The 16,461-nt window shown below is 62.1% G+C and carries 15 protein-coding genes; 9 read left to right on the top strand and 6 right to left on the bottom strand.

Annotated features, from left to right (window positions below; all coding sequences use genetic code 11):
* The first annotated feature begins 3 nt into the window (after nt 1–3).
* The gene (locus R6254_RS14260) at nt 4–609 is read left to right on the top strand and encodes a Maf family nucleotide pyrophosphatase (protein ID WP_412103179.1); all 606 of its coding nucleotides are present in this window, start codon (nt 4–6) and stop codon (nt 607–609) included.
* The gene (locus R6254_RS14255; protein WP_318407736.1) at nt 606–1,373 is read left to right on the top strand and encodes an SAM-dependent methyltransferase; all 768 of its coding nucleotides are present in this window, start codon (nt 606–608) and stop codon (nt 1,371–1,373) included. Before R6254_RS14260 ends, R6254_RS14255 begins: the two co-directional genes overlap by 4 nt.
* A 72-nt stretch (nt 1,374–1,445) precedes the next feature.
* Here R6254_RS14255 and R6254_RS14250 read toward each other — a convergent pair whose 3' ends face one another.
* Genes R6254_RS14250 through R6254_RS14235 form a run of 4 tightly spaced genes read right to left on the bottom strand, consistent with a single transcriptional unit; the run spans nt 1,446 to nt 4,719 of the window.
* The gene (locus tag R6254_RS14250; RefSeq protein WP_318407735.1) at nt 1,446–2,498 is read right to left on the bottom strand and encodes a S49 family peptidase; all 1,053 of its coding nucleotides are present in this window, start codon (nt 2,496–2,498) and stop codon (nt 1,446–1,448) included.
* Nucleotides 2,499–2,506: 8 nt separating this feature from the next.
* Nucleotides 2,507–2,884 carry a Rieske (2Fe-2S) protein gene (locus tag R6254_RS14245; protein WP_318407733.1) on the bottom strand — a complete coding sequence of 126 codons (378 nt, stop codon included), beginning with the start codon at nt 2,882–2,884 and terminating at the stop codon, nt 2,507–2,509.
* Nucleotide 2,885: 1 nt separating this feature from the next.
* Entirely contained in the window at nt 2,886–3,557 is a 672-nt protein-coding gene (locus R6254_RS14240; RefSeq protein ID WP_318407731.1) for an HAD family hydrolase, read from the bottom strand.
* Nucleotides 3,526–4,719, bottom strand: a complete 1,194-nt coding sequence (locus R6254_RS14235; protein ID WP_412103176.1) for an RluA family pseudouridine synthase — start codon at nt 4,717–4,719, stop codon at nt 3,526–3,528. The genes R6254_RS14240 and R6254_RS14235 overlap by 32 nt, the downstream gene beginning before the upstream one ends.
* Before the next feature lie 246 nt (nt 4,720–4,965).
* Here R6254_RS14235 and R6254_RS14230 point away from each other — a divergent pair, with 246 nt between their 5' ends.
* Together R6254_RS14230 and R6254_RS14225 are read left to right on the top strand one after the other, a co-directional pair.
* Entirely contained in the window at nt 4,966–5,160 is a 195-nt protein-coding gene (locus tag R6254_RS14230; protein ID WP_318407727.1) for a hypothetical protein, read from the top strand.
* A 137-nt stretch (nt 5,161–5,297) separates the two neighbouring features.
* A complete protein-coding gene (locus R6254_RS14225; protein ID WP_318407726.1) occupies nt 5,298–8,483 on the top strand; it encodes an Rne/Rng family ribonuclease in 3,186 nt (1,061 codons plus the stop codon).
* 101 nt (nt 8,484–8,584) lie between these two features.
* Here R6254_RS14225 and R6254_RS14220 read toward each other — a convergent pair whose 3' ends face one another.
* Nucleotides 8,585–9,496, bottom strand: a complete 912-nt coding sequence (locus R6254_RS14220; protein ID WP_318407725.1) for a LysR family transcriptional regulator — start codon at nt 9,494–9,496, stop codon at nt 8,585–8,587.
* A gap of 114 nt (nt 9,497–9,610) precedes the next feature.
* On the opposite strand from R6254_RS14220, the gene R6254_RS14215 reads away from it, so the two are divergent.
* The 5 genes from R6254_RS14215 to R6254_RS14195 all read left to right on the top strand — a co-directional run bounded on the left by R6254_RS14215 (nt 9,611) and on the right by R6254_RS14195 (nt 14,566).
* Nucleotides 9,611–10,489, top strand: a complete 879-nt coding sequence (locus R6254_RS14215; RefSeq protein ID WP_318407723.1) for an SDR family oxidoreductase — start codon at nt 9,611–9,613, stop codon at nt 10,487–10,489.
* Nucleotides 10,489–11,982: an AMP-binding protein gene (locus R6254_RS14210; RefSeq protein WP_318407721.1), complete on the top strand. Its 1,494-nt coding sequence runs from the start codon at nt 10,489–10,491 to the stop codon at nt 11,980–11,982. The genes R6254_RS14215 and R6254_RS14210 overlap by 1 nt, the downstream gene beginning before the upstream one ends.
* Before the next feature lie 61 nt (nt 11,983–12,043).
* Entirely contained in the window at nt 12,044–13,006 is a 963-nt protein-coding gene (locus R6254_RS14205; protein WP_318407720.1) for a Bug family tripartite tricarboxylate transporter substrate binding protein, read from the top strand.
* A gap of 403 nt (nt 13,007–13,409) precedes the next feature.
* Entirely contained in the window at nt 13,410–14,120 is a 711-nt protein-coding gene (locus R6254_RS14200) for a DUF5343 domain-containing protein (protein WP_318407718.1), read from the top strand.
* A 320-nt stretch (nt 14,121–14,440) separates the two neighbouring features.
* Nucleotides 14,441–14,566, top strand: a complete 126-nt coding sequence (locus R6254_RS14195; RefSeq protein WP_318407716.1) for a hypothetical protein — start codon at nt 14,441–14,443, stop codon at nt 14,564–14,566.
* Nucleotides 14,567–15,160: 594 nt separating this feature from the next.
* Here the strand turns inward: R6254_RS14195 and R6254_RS14190 are convergent.
* Nucleotides 15,161–16,450: a heme biosynthesis HemY N-terminal domain-containing protein gene (locus R6254_RS14190; RefSeq protein ID WP_318407714.1), complete on the bottom strand. Its 1,290-nt coding sequence runs from the start codon at nt 16,448–16,450 to the stop codon at nt 15,161–15,163.
* Nucleotides 16,451–16,461: the final 11 nt, after the last annotated feature.

Here is a 16,461-nt window from a genome sequence, read left to right as displayed (position 1 = left end):
GACATGCCTTCCCGCGCCCTGATTCTGGGCTCGACCTCGCGGTATCGCCGCGAATTACTGCAACGCCTGAACATTCCTTTCGAGGTCGCCGCGCCCGATGTGGACGAAACCCCGCAAGCCGGCGAAGCCCCGGCCCAACTGGCCCAACGCCTGGCGCTGGCCAAGGCCCGCGCAGTGGCCGCCAACTTCCCGAACGCCGTGGTCATAGGCTCCGACCAGGTCGCCGACTTGAACGGCCAGCCACTGGGCAAACCCGGCACCCACGAACGGGCGGTGGCCCAGCTGCGCCAGATGCGCGGCCAGACCGTCATCTTCCAGACCGCGGTGGCCGTGGTCTGCCTGCAAAGCGGTTTCGAGCAGACCGACCTGGCGGCGGTGAAAGTGCAGTTTCGCGCGCTCAGCGACGAGGAAATCGAAAACTACCTGCAGGCCGAGCAACCCTATGACTGCGCTGGCAGCGCCAAAAGTGAAGGCCTGGGCATTGCCCTGCTGGCCTCGATCCACAACGACGACCCGACCGCCCTGGTCGGCCTGCCCCTGATACGCACCTGCCGCATGATCCAGGCCGCCGGCATCCCGCTGTTATCGACCCAGAAAGCCACGTCATGACCGCCACACCCAAAGGCAAGCTCTACCTGGTGCCCGCCCCCCTGGACTTCGGTTGCGCCGTGCAGGCGCCGATTCAGGACGTGATGCCGCTGGGCACACTGCAAGTGGCGGCCACCTTATCCCACTGGATTTGCGAAAACGCAAAAAGCACACGCGCCTACCTCAAACGCGTGGGCGAGGTGCAGCCCCTGCTGCTGCCGGTGCAAGCGCAGCAGATCACCGAGCTGCCGCGCGAAGTGCATAAAAAAGGCGATCACAGCGGCAATTTTGATGCGCGGCCGCTGCTCAAAGCCGCCCTCGAAGGCCACGACATGGGCCTGGTCAGCGAAGCCGGCATGCCAGCCATCGCCGATCCGGGCTCATCGGTCGTGCGTGCGGCGCATGACCTGGGCCTGCAGGTGTTGCCGCTGGTTGGCCCCATGTCCTTGATGCTGGCCCTGGCCGCCAGCGGCCTGAACGGCCAGAACTTTGCGTTTGTCGGTTACCTGCCGCAAGACGGCGGCGAGCGCAGCCAGCGTATCCGGGAGCTGGAGTCGCTGGCCCTGAAAACCGGCCAGACCCAGATTTTTATTGAAACGCCTTATCGCAACACCGCCCTGTTGCAGGCGCTGCTGCAAACCCTGCAACAAAACACCCGCCTGGCCCTGAGTGGCGGCCTGACCATGTCCAACGGTTGGTCGCGCAGCGCACTGGTCAGCGGCTGGAAGCGCGACAAAGCTGCCGCGCCGCTGGATTTGCCCACGGTGTTCTGCATAGGCCGCTGAGCACCCTTCGCCTTCTGCTCGCCCGTAAAAAAGCCCGCATGCTGCGGGCTTTTTTGGCTGAACCAGCGGTGTTTAACGAATCGCAGGAATCGCTTTCAGCGTATGCATCGCGCCGTCGCCGATGGCCGCGCCAAACTTCTTGGCCAAGCGTTCGGCCACGTTTTCGCGGCGTGTGTAGTCGATGATTTCTTCGGTCTTGATGACCTCGCGGGCCACGTATTCCAGCGAACCGAGGTGATCGGCCAGGCCCAATTCGATGGACTGCTGGCCGGTCCAGAACAGGCCGCTGAACATTTCAGGCGTTTCCTTCAGGCGTTTGCCCCGGCCGGCCTTGACCACGGTGATGAACTGCTGGTGAATCTGGTCCAGCATGGTTTGCGCATACGCACGCTGCTTCTCGGTTTGCGGGCTGAAGGGGTCCAGAAAACCCTTGTTTTCGCCGGCGGTCAGCAGGCGGCGCTCCACACCGACTTTGTCCATCAGGCCGGTGAAACCAAAGCCGTCCATCAACACGCCGATGCTGCCAACGATGCTGGCCTTGTCGACGTAAATGTTGTCGGCCGAGGCGGCGATGTAATACGCCGCCGAGGCGCAGGTTTCTTCCACCACGGCATACACCGGCTTTTTGTATTTGGCCTTGAGGCGAACGATTTCGTCGCTCATCATGCCGGCCTGCACTGGACTGCCGCCAGGGGAATTGATCAGCAACACCACGGCTTTGGAGCCTTCATCCTCAAAGGCGGCACGCAAGGCGGCGTTGACAAACTCGGCGCTGGCATCGGCGCCCGCCGCGATTTCACCCTTGATCTCGACCACCGCGGTGTGGGGGCCGCTGACGCTGGTGGTGGCCGTGCTGCGGTGCAAACCAAACCAGAGCAGAAACACAAAAAACGCCAGCCAGGACAGGCGCACAAAGGTCTTCCAGCGGCGTGTGGCTTTTTGCTCGTTCAAGGCGGCAAAGGCCAGCTTCTCCAGCGTGACACGCTCCCAGCCCGGGGTCAGCGCCTTGGTGTCGCGACTTGCTACGTTTTCAGGAGCTGCTTGGGCAGTCTGATCAAGGGCTGGAGGCCGATTTGGCTTGTAGTTCTCGTCGTCGGACGGATCGGTGCGGTTTGAATCATTCATACGGTAGTTTAGAACTCCATGGCTTTAAGTTTGTAGGATGTATGCCAGAAAATAAGTCCGTCGCGTTCCGAAAGGCCGATCTTGACCAGCCCGCCGTGGCAAGGGCCACCGCTGCATTGTCCGGTATCGGGCCGGTAGACGGCACCGTGGCTAGCGCACAACAACCACTGCCCACTGTCGTCAAACACCCGGTTCGGCTGCCAGTCCAGCTCCATCGCCACATGGGTGCAGCGGTTCAGGTAAGCGTGTGGCTGGCCTTCAAAACGGATGGCAAAGGCCCGGCAGGTCTGACCCGCGTAACTGACATCAAAAGGCACGGCCTCGCCGCCTTCGGCCAGGTCGGAGGTCCGACACAAGGCAATCGATATATCTGCCGGGTCTGCCATCTCAGGCGTGCTGGATCAACCAGTCGTATAACTCCTGCACGGAATGGGCAATAAACCGCGGACTGAGCACAGCAAAAACATCGCTTTCGTGGGCGCCGTAACTCACACCCACGCTGGGGCAAGCGGCATTCAGCGCCATTTGCAAATCGTGGGTGGTGTCGCCAATCATCAGTGTGCGGGCAGGCGTCACGCCAAACTCGTTCATCAGCTCGTGCAACATGCGCGGGTGCGGCTTGCCGACGGTTTCATCGGCGGTGCGCGAGCCGTCGAAACACCCCTTGAGTTCCACCGCCTGCAGGGCTTCGTCCAGCCCGAGGCGGCTTTTGCCGGTCGCAACCGCCAGCTTGTGGCCACGGCCTTTCAGCGCGGCCAGCAGCGGCAACACACCGTCGAACAGGCTGATGTCGTGCTGGTGGGTGATGTAATGGTGGCGGTAACGCGCGCCTAGCTCGGGGTATTTATCTTTCGGTACGTCGGGCGCGGCGTGGGCCAGGGCCTGCATCAGCCCCAGGCCGATCACATAGGCGGCGGCCTCGTCGCTAGGCACGGTGCCGCCTACATCGCGCACCGCGGCCTGGATGCAGCGCACGATGATTTTGGTCGAGTCGAACAGCGTGCCGTCCCAGTCGAAGGCAATCAGGTCAAAGTTCAGGGGCTGGGACGGGGATGGCATGGGCGGTGAAACTCTCGAGATCGGGCGGAAGTGCGGCCAGCAGCTCAATACGCTTGCTACTGGACGGATGGGTGAACTTTAACCGCCAGGCATGCAGAAACATGCGTTTGAGCGCGGGTCCGGCCACTTCTTTTTGCAAGGCCTTGTTGAGTTCGAAGTCGCCGTATTTGTCGTCGCCGGCAATCGGATGGCCTTCGCTGGCCAGGTGCACACGGATCTGGTGTGTGCGACCGGTCTTGATGGTGACCTCAAGCAAGGTGAACACCTGGCCCGGCATCCCGGCCGGCGGGGCCAGCCTGGCCTTGACCTTGACCAGGGTCACCGCACGCATGCCGTCTGGATGGTCCTTGCCGACCACCTGGACGCGGCGTTCGCCGTCGGCCAGCAGGTATTTTTGCAAGGGCTTGTCCAGCACTTTTTTGTTGGCCGGCCAGGCGCCGCTGACCAGGGCCAGGTAAATCTTGTCAGTTTCACGCTCGCGAAACTGCTCTTGCAGGTTTTTCAGCGCCATCCGCTTTTTGGCGACCAGCAAAATACCGCTGGTTTCCCGGTCCAGCCGGTGTACCAGCTCCAGGAAGTTCCAGTCCGGGCGCGCCATGCGCAGTTGCTCGATCACCCCAAAGGCCACACCGCTGCCGCCATGCACGGCCACACCGGCCGGTTTGTCGATGGCCAACACGTGGTCGTCTTCAAACAGGATGGGGAACTCGCGCGAGGGCGCATAACCGCCGACGGTGGACGCCGCCCCATGACGGGCGACCTCGACGGCCATGGCCTTGGCTTTTTCGTCGGCCCGTTCGGAGGTGCGCACCGGCGGCAGGCGTACCACATCGCCGGCCGCCACGCGGGTGTCGGCCGAGACCCGGCCCTTGTTGATACGCACTTCGCCGCTGCGAATGATGCGGTAGACATGGGTTTTGGGCACGCCCTTGAGTTGGCGGATCAGGAAGTTGTCCAGCCGCTGGCCGGCAAAGTCCGCGTCCACGGTCACCAAGGTGGCTTGCGGCACGGCTTTGGCCACGGCGGATTCTGCTACTTTTTCAGGCATGGGAGAGGGGTTTGAGGGGAGCGGAGAAAAAGTCGGCCGGGCGAGTCTGGACGCGGCCGGGGGTTTACCCGGGCGCCTTGTTTTGCCTGAACCTGCGCCTATAATGTGTTTCACTAGCGACAAGCTGTAAGTGGTTGATTTGTCTGGGAGTTTAGTCCACACACCAATCAACGTGCTACCAACAGCCTTGCTGGAAGGTCGACGCCACTGGCAGCAAATGCCCGCAAGCGCACGGTGCCAGGCACCCCGCGGCGAGAAAATGCTGTGCAGACGAGTCGACGTTTTGCGAATACAACTACGGAATACGATGTGTTCAGCCCCGCGGGCTGGACACGGATCCAAGCGAGATCTGGTCTTTGAATGGATAGCCTGCTGATGACAACACTGGTCGTACTGATGAATTTATGCCTGCGGCGCTTTTTAGCCCCGCTTTCAGGCATTAATCAGCCGCCAGCCCTTGTCCTTCGGGCACAAGCAGCTACGAATTTTGTAGCAAATATCTATCAGACCCTGATCCGCTCCATCCACGCGCCTACGCCCAGACTGCGCAGCTGACCGGTTCACACCAGTCGCTATAGCGCCGTCAAAGGCTCTCCGGCAATTCCCCACGTTCGCACAACGTCTGCTCCGGCGTCGTTTGCCCATTTTTCGGGCAGTGATGATTTGAGACAGAGAAGAACGAAGGGATCCCCATGAAACGCATGCTGGTCAATGCCACCCAGGCCGAAGAACGCCGCCTGGCCATTGTCGACGGACAAAAACTCCTCGACTACGAAATTGAAATTGAAGGGCGCGAACAGCGCAAGGGCAACATCTACAAAGCCGTCGTGACACGTGTCGAGCCCTCGCTCGAAGCCTGTTTTGTCGACTACGGTGAAGACCGCCACGGCTTTTTGCCGTTCAAGGAAATCTCCAAACAATATTTCGCCCAGGGCGTGCCGGTCAGCCAGGCGCGCATCCAGGACGTGATCCGCGAAGGCCAGGAAATCCTGGTCCAAGTCGAAAAAGAAGAACGCGGCAACAAGGGCGCGGCCCTGACGACCTTTGTGTCGCTGGCCGGCCGTTACGTGGTGCTGATGCCTAACAACCCGCGCGGCGGTGGCGTGAGCCGCCGTATCGAGGGCGAAGACCGGGCCGAGCTCAAGGAAAACATGGACCAGCTGGAATACCCGGCCGGCGCCAGCATCATTGCGCGCACCGCCGGCATTGGCCGCAGCGCTGCCGAGTTGCAGTGGGACCTGAACTACCTGATCAAGCTCTGGACCGCGATTGACGGTGCCGGCAAAGAAGGCAAAGGCGCTTTCCTGATTTATCAGGAATCCAGCCTGGTCATCCGCGCGATTCGCGACTATTTCAACAGCGACATCGGCGACATCCTGTTCGACACCGACGACGTCTACGAACAAGCGCGCCAGTTCATGGCCCACGTGATGCCCGAACACGAGCACCGCGTCAAACGTTACCGCGACGACGCCCCGCTGTTCTCGCGTTTCCAGATCGAGCACCAGATCGAATCGGCTTACGCTCGCACCGTGCAACTGCCCTCCGGCGGCGCCATCGTCATCGACCACACCGAAGCTTTGGTCTCGGTCGACGTCAACTCGGCCCGCGCCATCAAGGGCGGCGACATCGAAGAAACCGCCACCCGCACGAATCTGGAAGCCGCCGATGAGGTGGCGCGCCAGATGCGTTTGCGCGATCTGGGCGGCCTGATCGTCATCGACTTTATCGACATGGAAGAGTCGCGCAATCGCCGCGACGTGGAAAACCGTTTGCGCGACGCGCTGCGGCAAGACCGCGCCCGTGTGCAGTTCGGCACCATCAGCAAATTCGGCCTGATGGAAATGAGCCGTCAGCGCCTGCGCCCTGCCCTGTCGGAAGGTGCTTCGATTCCTTGCCCGCGTTGCGGTGGTTCCGGCCACATCCGCGACACCGAAAGCTCGGCACTGCAAATCCTGCGCATCATCCAGGAAGAGTCCATGAAAGACAGCACAGCCTCGGTGCTGTGCCAGGTCCCGGTCGATGTGGCGTCTTTCCTGCTGAACGAAAAACGTTCGGAAATCGCCAAGATCGAAATGAAACAGCGCATCAACGTGCTGCTGGTGCCCAACAAGACGCTGGAAACGCCGAACTACCGCCTGGAACGCCTGAAACACGACGACCCGCGCCTGGACAACATCGACGCCAGCTACAAGATGGCGGTAGAGATCGAAGATCCGACCACCGTCACACGTCGCAGCCAGGAAAAGCACAACAAGCAGGAACCGGTGATCAAGGGCGTCTTGCCCGATGCACCCGCCCCTGCCGCTGTGCCCAAGCCGGCACCCGTGGCAGCCGCACCCGCCGCCGCCAAACCCCGTGCGCAGCAGCCTGCAGCACCGGCGGAAAAAGGTTTCTTCGCCAAGATCAAGAGCTTTTTTGTCGGCGACGAAGCAGCACCTGCTCCAGCTCCGGCCAAAGAAGTCAAAAAAGACGAACGTAGCGAAGGCCGTCGTGACGAACGCGGTGAGCGTGGTGAACGCAGCGAGCGCGGCGGTGAACGTGGTGGCCGTGATGGCCGTCGCGGCGGACGCGGTGGACGCGGCGCCGAAGGCCGTGGTGGCGAAGCACGTGGCGGCGAAGGCCGTCCGGAACAGCAGCCACGCGAAGCACGTGCCGGCGAAGGCCGCGGCGAACGGGGTGAAGGCCGTGGCGGTGAGCGCCGCGAGCGTCATGCCGAAGGCCGCAACGAGCGTCCGAACGCGGAAGGCCGCGGCGAAGCTGCGCGTCAGGAACGTCCTGCCGCGGAAGCCCGCAACAACGAAGCCCGTCCAGAACGCACAGAGCGTCCTGAGCGCGCCGAACGCCCTGAAGGCCAAGCTGGCACCGAAGGCCGTGGCGAACGCAATCGCCGAGGCCGTGGTGAGCGTGGCGGTGAACGCGGCGAGCGCGCCGCCGCACCGGCACGTGATGCCGAGCAGCAAGACCTCGCCCTGGCCAACCAGGCGGCCATGGCTGCCGCCATGGCCGGCGATACACCGCAACGCCAGGAACGTCCGGCCGCAGACGCCGGCCGTGACGGCGAACGCCAGCCAGGCGGCCGCAACGAAGCCCGTGCTGAAGGCCAGGGCCGCCGCGAACGTGGTGACCGTGGCAACCGACGCAACGAGCGCCGTGACGAAGGCAACGCCCCGGTCACCGGCAACGCGTCCGACAACTTCGACGCGCCCCAAGCCGCATCGAATCTGGACGAAGCCGGCAACCCGGTCGTCTCGGCCGATACACAGAACCGTGCTGAAGGCGAAGACCGCCAGCCGCGTGAACGCCGCAGCCGCGACCGTTATGGCCGTGACCGCCGCGAACGTTCCGAGCGTGGCGACCTGCCCGCTGATGGCAGCGCCGAAGGTGCTGCACCCGCTGTCGCCGCTGAAAATTTTCAGCCAAATCAACCTGTAGCCCAGGAACAGCATGCGCCGGCAGCTACTGAATTTGTAGCAAATGCCGAACCCGTGCGAGCGCCGTATGTCGCACCCCAGCCAGCACCCGTGGCGGCTGCACCGGCCATCGTGACGCCTGTTGCGGCTGCAGCACCTGCCGCCGCTGCGCCAGCCGACCGTGCCTTGCCAAAGGTTCAATCCTATGACCTGCCGCTGCAAGACCTGGCCCAGGTGGCCAATGCTTCCGGCCTGCAATGGGTGAACTCGGACGCTGGAAAAATTGCCGAAGTTCAGGCCGCCATGGCTGCCGAGCCCAAGCCGATTCACGTTCCACGTGCTCGCCCACCCGCGCCTCAGCTGGACGCCAGCCCGCTGGTCCTGGTCGAAACCAAACGCGATCTGGGCAACATGAAGCTGCCGTTTGAGCAGGGCTCAGCCCCCACCAGCGACAGCACGGTTTAATACACAGGGGCCGATTCGGCCCCTGATTAACCCAACAAAAAGGGCAGCTCTCGAGCTGCCCTTTTTCTTTTCCGTCACCGAATACTGCGGTCCACCCCTGTCTAACCCCGGGTAGCCGCAGCGGACAGCGGCTGCAAACTGGCACGAAGAAAGTCAATCAGCACACGGCTTGCCTGCGACGGGTGCCGATTGGGCATGGTCAGGATGAACAAGCGGTCCCCCAACCCTTGCGGGCGCCATTCGGGCAATACAGCCACCAGCCGGCCGGCCGCGACGTCCTCACGCACCGCATAACCGGGCAGCAGGCCTATGCCGGTGCCGGCGTTCACCGCATCCAGCAGAAACGGGAAATGCTCGGATTGCACGCGCGGGAGAATGCCGACGCACGAGGAAACGCCCTCTGAATGCAGCTGCAACATGAAACGACGGCCCGGGTAGGGCGGGCAGACCATGGCGCACCTGGCCAGGTCTTCCGGTCCATTCAACAAAGGCTGGGTGTTCAGGTAGGCCGGTGTCGCATACAGGCCCCAATCGATGCTGCAAATCTCCTTGGCCACCTGGTCCAGCGGCGGGGTCGACGTCACACGCAGCGCCACATCGATCTCCGCATCCAGCAAGTCAAACACACGGTTGGAAAACAGCACACGCAAGGTGATGCCGGGATGGGCCTGCACAAAACCCAGCAACTGCGGCTGCAAAAACAGCTTGCCCAGACCGGTCGGAATGCTGAGCCGCACATGACCACTGACCGTCTGACCCAGCGAATCGATGGCCGCTTGCGCCGAATTGCACTCGTCCAGGATGCGCAGCCCATGCTCGTAAAGCGTCTGACCCTGCTCGGTCACGGCCAGTCGGCGCGTGGTCCGCCGCATCAGGGTGGTGTTCAGTTGCGTCTCCAGGGTCTTGAGCTCGCGGCTGACCTGCGAACGCGTGACACCGCGCCGCCTGGCGGTTTCGCTCAGGCTGCCGCTATCGCAGATCTCCAGAAAACTTTTCAGCAGGTTGAAGTCCATAGGTTTTTATTGTCACTACTTTTGCAACAGTGCTGTCAATTCATTTGATATATGCAAATAAACGAGTGACAAATATACTGGACCATCACCACCAAGCACCTCAAGGAGAGCGAGATGTTTAGCGATCAATTGCTGGCCCATAAACGTTATCTTGTGACCGGCGGCGGTACCGGCCTGGGGCTGGCCATGGCGCAGCGGCTGGCCTCGCTGGGCGCCGACCTGCACTTGTGCGGACGCCGCGCCGAGGTGCTGAATGAAGCCGCCGAGGAGTTGCGCCGACAGTATGGCGTGCAGGTGAACACCCATGCGCTGGACATCCGCGACCCGGCCGCGGTCGACGTTATGGTGCAGGCGATCTGGGACGAACACGGCGGTCTCGACGGCCTGATCAACAATGCGGCGGGCAACTTCATCAGCCGCACAGAAGACCTCTCGGTCAATGGCTTTCATGCCATCTCCGATATCGTTTTTCGTGGCACCTTTTACGTCACGCAAGCCGTCGGCAAACGCTGGATCGCCAGTGGCATGCCGGGCGCCATCGTGTCCATCGTCGTGACCTGGGTGTGGACCGGCTCGCCGTTTGTCGTGCCTTCGGCCATGTCCAAGGCCGGCATAGACGCCATGACCAAGTCGCTGGCCGTCGAGTGGGGCCGCTACGGCATCCGCTGCAACGCCATCGCCCCGGGCGTGATCCCGACCGAAGGTGCCACCGCACGGCTGCGTCCCCAAGACGACCAGCAAGACACGCTGGCCCGGCAAAATCCCATGCAACGCATAGGCACACCCGACGACCTGAGCAACCTCGCGGTGTTCCTGCTGGCGCCCGGCAACAGCTGGATGAACGGCCAGACGATTGCCATCGACGGCGGCGACAGCCTGGCCAACGGCGCTTACTTCACCCAGTACCTCGACTGGAGCGACCAGGACTGGCAAAGCGCGCGTGAACGCATCCGTGCGCGCGATGCGCAGGATAAAACCCGCGAGGTCGCGTGATGGTGGCGGCACTGCAATTTGGCGCACTGCACCGCTCCGGCGATGAGTTGCTGCAACGCGCCACCCGCCTCGCCGGCGGCCTGCGCCAACTGGGCCTGCGCGAGGGCGATGCCGTGGCTGTGCTGCTGCGCAACTGCGAGCAGTTTGTCGACATCGTGCATGCCTGCCGGCTCGCCGGCATTTATTACTGCCCGATCAACTGGCATTTCACACCGGCCGAGGTGGCTTTTCTGCTGCAAGACAGCGGCGCGCGCGCCCTGATCGCACATGGCGACCTGCTCGATACAAACGCCGGTGTGCTGCCGGACGGCCTGACCGTGCTGGCCCTAGGCGAAACCCGACGCCCTGACGCCATCGCCTATGAAACCTGGCTGGCGCAAAGCCCGGCCTATGACGGCCCCGAAGTCGCCCCGCGCGGCCATCTGGCCTATACCTCGGGCACCACAGGCAAACCCAAGGGCGTGGTACGCCTGCCCATCCCCCTGGCCAACCTGGCGCAGCAGCAGGCCCGCATCCAGCGTGTGGTCGAAGCCACCTTTGGCATATACCCCGGCTGCCGCGCCCTGCTGCCCGCGCCGCTGTACCACAGCGCACCCGGTGTCTTCATACAAAACGGCCTGCTGCATGCTGAGCTGTTGGTGCTGATGGCGCGTTTTGAACCCGAAGCCGTGCTGGCCGCCGTGGCCAGACACCGCATCGATGTGCTTTACCTCGTGCCCATCATGTTTGTGCGCCTGCTGCGGCTGCCCGAGGCGGTGCGGCGCCAGTACGACCTGACCTCGCTGCGTTTTATCGGCTCCACCGGCGCGCCCTGCGCGCCCGACGTGAAACGCGCCATGATCGAATGGCTGGGCCCGGTGGTGTATGAAACCTACGCCTCCAGCGAGGCCGGCATGATCACCATGATCGACTCCCAGCAGGCGCTGACCCATCCCGGCAGTGCCGGCCGGTCGGTTGAAGATGCCATCATTCGTATCCTCGGCGAAGACGGGCAGCCCTGCCCGCCGCTCACCCCCGGCCTGATATACGTGCGGCAACCGGCCTACCCCGACTTCACCTACCGCGGCAACCCGGCGGCGCGCCAGGCCGTCGAACGCGACGGCCTGATCTGCCTGGGGGATATCGGCTACCTCGATGCCGAGGGCTACCTCTTTGTCTGCGACCGCGCCTCGGACATGGTGATCTCCGGCGGCGTGAACATCTACCCTGCCGAGATCGAGCACGAACTCGGGCGTTACCCCGGCGTGGCCGATTGCGCGGTATTTGGGGTGCCCGACGCCGAATACGGCGAGCGTCTGCACGCCGTGGTGGAAGCCGCGCCCGGCGAAACCCTGGAACCGCAGGCCATGATCGACTGGCTCAAGTCGCAGCTCAGCGGTTTCAAAGTGCCGCGTGCCATAGAACTCGCACCGCTGCCACGTGACGACAACGGCAAGATCGCCAAGCGCAAATTGCGCGATGCGCACTGGGCCGGACAAAGCCGACGCGTCTAGCCCCTCACCGATTCAAACCACAACAACGCATCAAGTCATCAAGTCATCCAGGAGACAAACCATGAAAAAAATACTGTTCCGCGCCGCCCTGCTTGCCTGCCTGTGCGGGTCGGCCATGGCCGCCTTTCCCGACAAGCCCCTCAAGCTGGTCGTGCCCTACACACCGGGCGGCTCGGCCGACATGCTGGCCCGCGCGCTGGCCGAGGGCATGGGCCGCCAGCTCGGTCAGGCTGTCGTGGTGGAGAACAAACCGGGCGCCAATACCATGATCGCCGCCAGCGCTGTGGCCAGGGCCCCGGCTGACGGCTACACGCTGTTGCTGGCGAGCAGCGCCAGCATGGTGCTCAACCCCATGCTGTACCGCAAGATCAGTTATGACGCCCAGCGCGATTTACGCGTGTTGTCGGTGGCCGCCGAAACACCGCTGGTGGTGGTGACCAATGCCCAGGTGCCGGCCAGCAACGTACGCGATTTTGCTGCTTACGCCAAAGCCAACGCCGGCCGCCTGAACTACGCGTCGGTCGGCCTGGGCAATCCGCTGCAACTGGCGAGCGAGATGTTAAAAATCGAACTCGGTATCGATCTCACACACGTGCCCTACAACGGCAGTGCCCCCGCACTGGCGTCCCTGCTGGCCGGCGACGTTCAGCTGATGGTCGACGTGGTCAGCACCTCGCTGCCGCATATCCGTTCCGGCAAACTCAAGGCACTGGCCGTCACCACACGCCAGCGTCTGGCGGTGTTGCCCGACACCCCCACGGTGGCGGAAAGCGGTTCGCCCGATTTTCATGTGGTCACCTGGTTCGGGATTGCCGCGCCCAAAGGCATTGCCGAAGCCGATGCAGCCAAGCTGCAGGCCGCCGTGTCCAAAGTACTGGCCGATCCGCAGTTTCGCCGCAACTTCGAAACCCAGGGCCTGCTGGTCCTGCAGCCGCAGCAGCCGGCCGAAACCACCGCCTATGTGGAACGTGAGCGCACGCGCTGGGCGACCGTGATCAAGTCACACAACATCGTGCTCGATTGAGCATCAGGTCCGCCGGTGCTGGTATCGGCCGAAGGCCCGCTGGTGCTGGTCGAAACCAAACGCGATCTGGGCAACATGACGCTGCCGTTTGAGCAAGCTGCACCTGCTGCAGGCGAACGCACGGAGTAATCCTGGCACAGTGCCGGTTTGGCACTTCACAAAAAAGGCAGCTTTCGGGCTGCCTTTTTTTGCGACCTTATACATGGCGTACCCACGCTTGGCGTTTTAATGGGTTTCTGCAAACCATGGGGTTCTGATTTTTCGCAGAAACTTACGCAGAGACGCATAAATTCAAAAAAACCACCTCTTGACAAGAAAATTCGGTTTATGCGAAATAATCATTGCGCTCTGCGAACTCTGCGTTTAGCATCTGGGCTTCTTGGCAGAAAATGGGACATGCAAAATGGCACTCAAAGACAAGGCGCCTACAACGCCCCCACTTATTTCGTTCAGCTCGTACACCAGTTTTCTCAATGACTTACGGGAACACGGCGCCGTGCCCGCACGTATTGACAAGACTCTGATGTCGAAAGCCTCGGGCTCTCAGAGCTCTGGAATGATCGCCGCGATGAAGTATCTCGGGCAAATTGATGATTTGGGCAAGCCCAGTGACTCATTCAAGCAACTGATTCTCGCCAGTGACGAAGCGCGCCCACCCATGTTGTCAGATCTCTTGAAAGAGCGATACACCTTCATATTCTCTGACGAATCTTTTGATCTCCAGCAGGGAACAAGCGGTCAGATGGCGGAAAAGTTTCGTTCACTCGACATTAACGGAAGCACTCTGACAAAGACGATTGCGTTCTTTCTTGCTATGGCTAAGGCGGCTGGCGTGAAAGTTTCTCCTCACATCAAAGCGCCATCCCAACCCAAGGGGAATAACGGTGCGAAGAAGCCCCTAAAGCGGCGAGAGGATGAGTCCGCTGCTGTTGATATGGATGATGATGACTTGGACGATAGCGCCCATCGGTTTGAAATACCCATCCCCGGCAAAACGAGCGTGAAGGTTATTGTCCCGATGGATTTGGATGCAGATGACTGGGAAATGCTCCAAAGCATGATCACCGTGTACATCAAACGCTGGAAAAATTTCCGTCCACAGGAGCCGCAATGATTAGGAGATAAGGCGACCACAGTAGCAAGGGCTTGCCCTGCTGTGGCGGATGGAAGGACCCTTGTAGTGCGTATTCTTGGCAGAGCAACACTACAAGGGCCGTGGCGAGCCACCTTTCGGGGCCAGTTCCCGCTTACGACCCGAGCCCAAAGGCTTGGCGAAACGACTTCAAACGTTTTGCGTTTGAAGATTTAAGGCGATTCATCCGGCAGGGCGAACCCGTCTTCTGAACACACCTTTTCCCGCTAGAGAAGGTAACAGTTTAAACGCCGTGCGACGTTCAGGCAAGTATGGCCCTGCCACCTTCATAGGAGATAGGCATGCCCTATTCGACCGCACTGAAGAACGTCTTTGTACGCGCGTACCGCCGCTTCCGCCTGGGGCAGTGGGAAAACGTGCGCCAACACTACCGTTCACATCCTGGTCAGCTTGACTTCGGATTTTAAAAAAACTAGGTAGTACTTTTCCCGCCACCTGGTTATCTAGGTGGCGGTTTTTTGCCGCTGGCAACGGCTTCATGATGATCATGGCCTTTCTGAATAGCTTGCCCGACTCATCAACGCCCGACTCCAGCGCCTATGCCTCAAACCGCCTTGATTGCTCGGGGTCGCCGGACGAACTTCCAACCCCTAGCCCCGCTGGGCGATGGAGGGGGACTTCATTTGGCAATGTGTGCTGCTACCGCGTGCATGAATGGCCGTCTGTGGATCGACGAGGACGCGCTTTGCGCGTCCTCGTGTCCCCGCATCCGTCCCCACCCCCTTCTGGCTGCGCCGAGGAGCGGAGGTTCAGTCGGATCAGGGCGAGCGATTGTCTGAGCCGAAGGCGAGTTCGAGCTCGACCCCGACTGGACCGAGCACCGCAGGTTGCCCGTAGCGAAGCGCAGGGACGCAGACAGCGGGGTCGCCTTTTCTTTGCTCACTTTCTTTTGGCGAAGCAAAAGAAAGTGAGTTGCCGCCGGGCAACCCCGGCTTGCAGGCTAACTACAAACTAAGGAATCAAAGAAGACTTCAACATGCCCCCGAACAGGGCCCCAGAAACTAAGCTTCAGCCGCCCGCTTATAAGCCAACGCAGCAGCCGCCGCATCATCCCGCTGCTCAGCCAGCAGCGCCAGCGCCCGCCAGGCATTGCGGTGCAAACTGGGATCCTGCAAGGCCTGTGCGGCCTGGGCCAGCAGTTGCTGGGCCTTGCCCCAGAGCTGGCGCTTCAGGCAGGCCATGCCCGCGAGGTATTGCAGATTGGCATCCCGTGGACGCTGTTGCTGCGCGGTTTCGATACGCGCCAGCCAGACCGAGTCGATCGAGTCCAGCCCGGCTTCCAGCACCTGGATCAGTTTGATGCGCTGCTTGTCGCCGATGTCGGAGCGCGGCTGCATCACCGGCTCCCAGATTTGCAACAACCAGGCGCGGGCCAGGTCGGCGTCGCCCTGCAAGGCCATCAGGCGCGAAGCCGCGTGAATCACCAGCTCGGGCATGGCGCGTTCGGTGGCATCGAGCGAGGACCAAGCGGTCTGCAACTGCGCCGGGTCGTGGGCCGCGCCCAGCAATTCCAGCGCCAGGCCGCGCACCAGGCTTTGCGCAGCGGCCGGCGAAAACGCCCGGTGTTTGGCCAGCAAACGCGCGGTCTCCAGCGCCTGCACGGTTTGCCCGGACTGCCGCGTGGCGCGCAGCTTGGTGCGCAGGGCCAGGGTGCGGCGTGACGCGCCTTGCGGCATCTGGCCCAGCAACTCCAGCGCGGCGGCGGGGTCGCGGTCGTCCAGCGCCCAGCGTGCGGCGCGCAGCTGCACACCTTCGCGGGTTTCCTGGGCGCTGCGGTGTGTGCTTTTTTCGAGCGCCTGCTGCAAATGTTCGTCACGCAAAGGCTTGTTTTGCAGCGCCTGCGCGCTTTCAGCCGCCAGCAAATGCGCCAGCAGCCGGAGCTGGGTCGCGCGTGCGGCGTTGTAGCTGCTGACATCGCTGGAAGTGTGTGCCAGGTGGCTCAGGCTTTTTTCCTGCACCAGGGCGTTTTGCGCCAGTTTGGTGGAGCGGATAAACCGCCCGGCCATCAGGTGCGACAAGGCATCCATGAAGGCGGCGTACATGGCCCTTTCCTTTTGCTGGGCACGCCAGCGCCTGGCTTCTGCCGGCAGGGAAAACACCGCCGAGGCCGCACGCAGCGCCACATACAGCAGCGTGAAGAAACCGGCCAGCAACAAGACCAGCAGGTTGAAGGAAATGTCGATGCGGTGTGGCGGCCAGAACAGTGTGACCACCGCCTGGTTGTTGCCGGCCACCAAGGCCACCGCCACCGCAATGCCAAACAGGGCCAGAAGCCAAAGTGCGCCACGCATGGTAATCCCCT

It is taken from the genome of Polaromonas potterensis (assembly GCF_033446725.1).
In the GTDB taxonomy this organism is placed as follows: Bacteria; Pseudomonadota; Gammaproteobacteria; order Burkholderiales; family Burkholderiaceae_C; genus Polaromonas.
The sequence above is the reverse complement of the archived record's forward strand: the minus strand, read 5'-3'. Positions and strand labels throughout refer to the sequence as shown.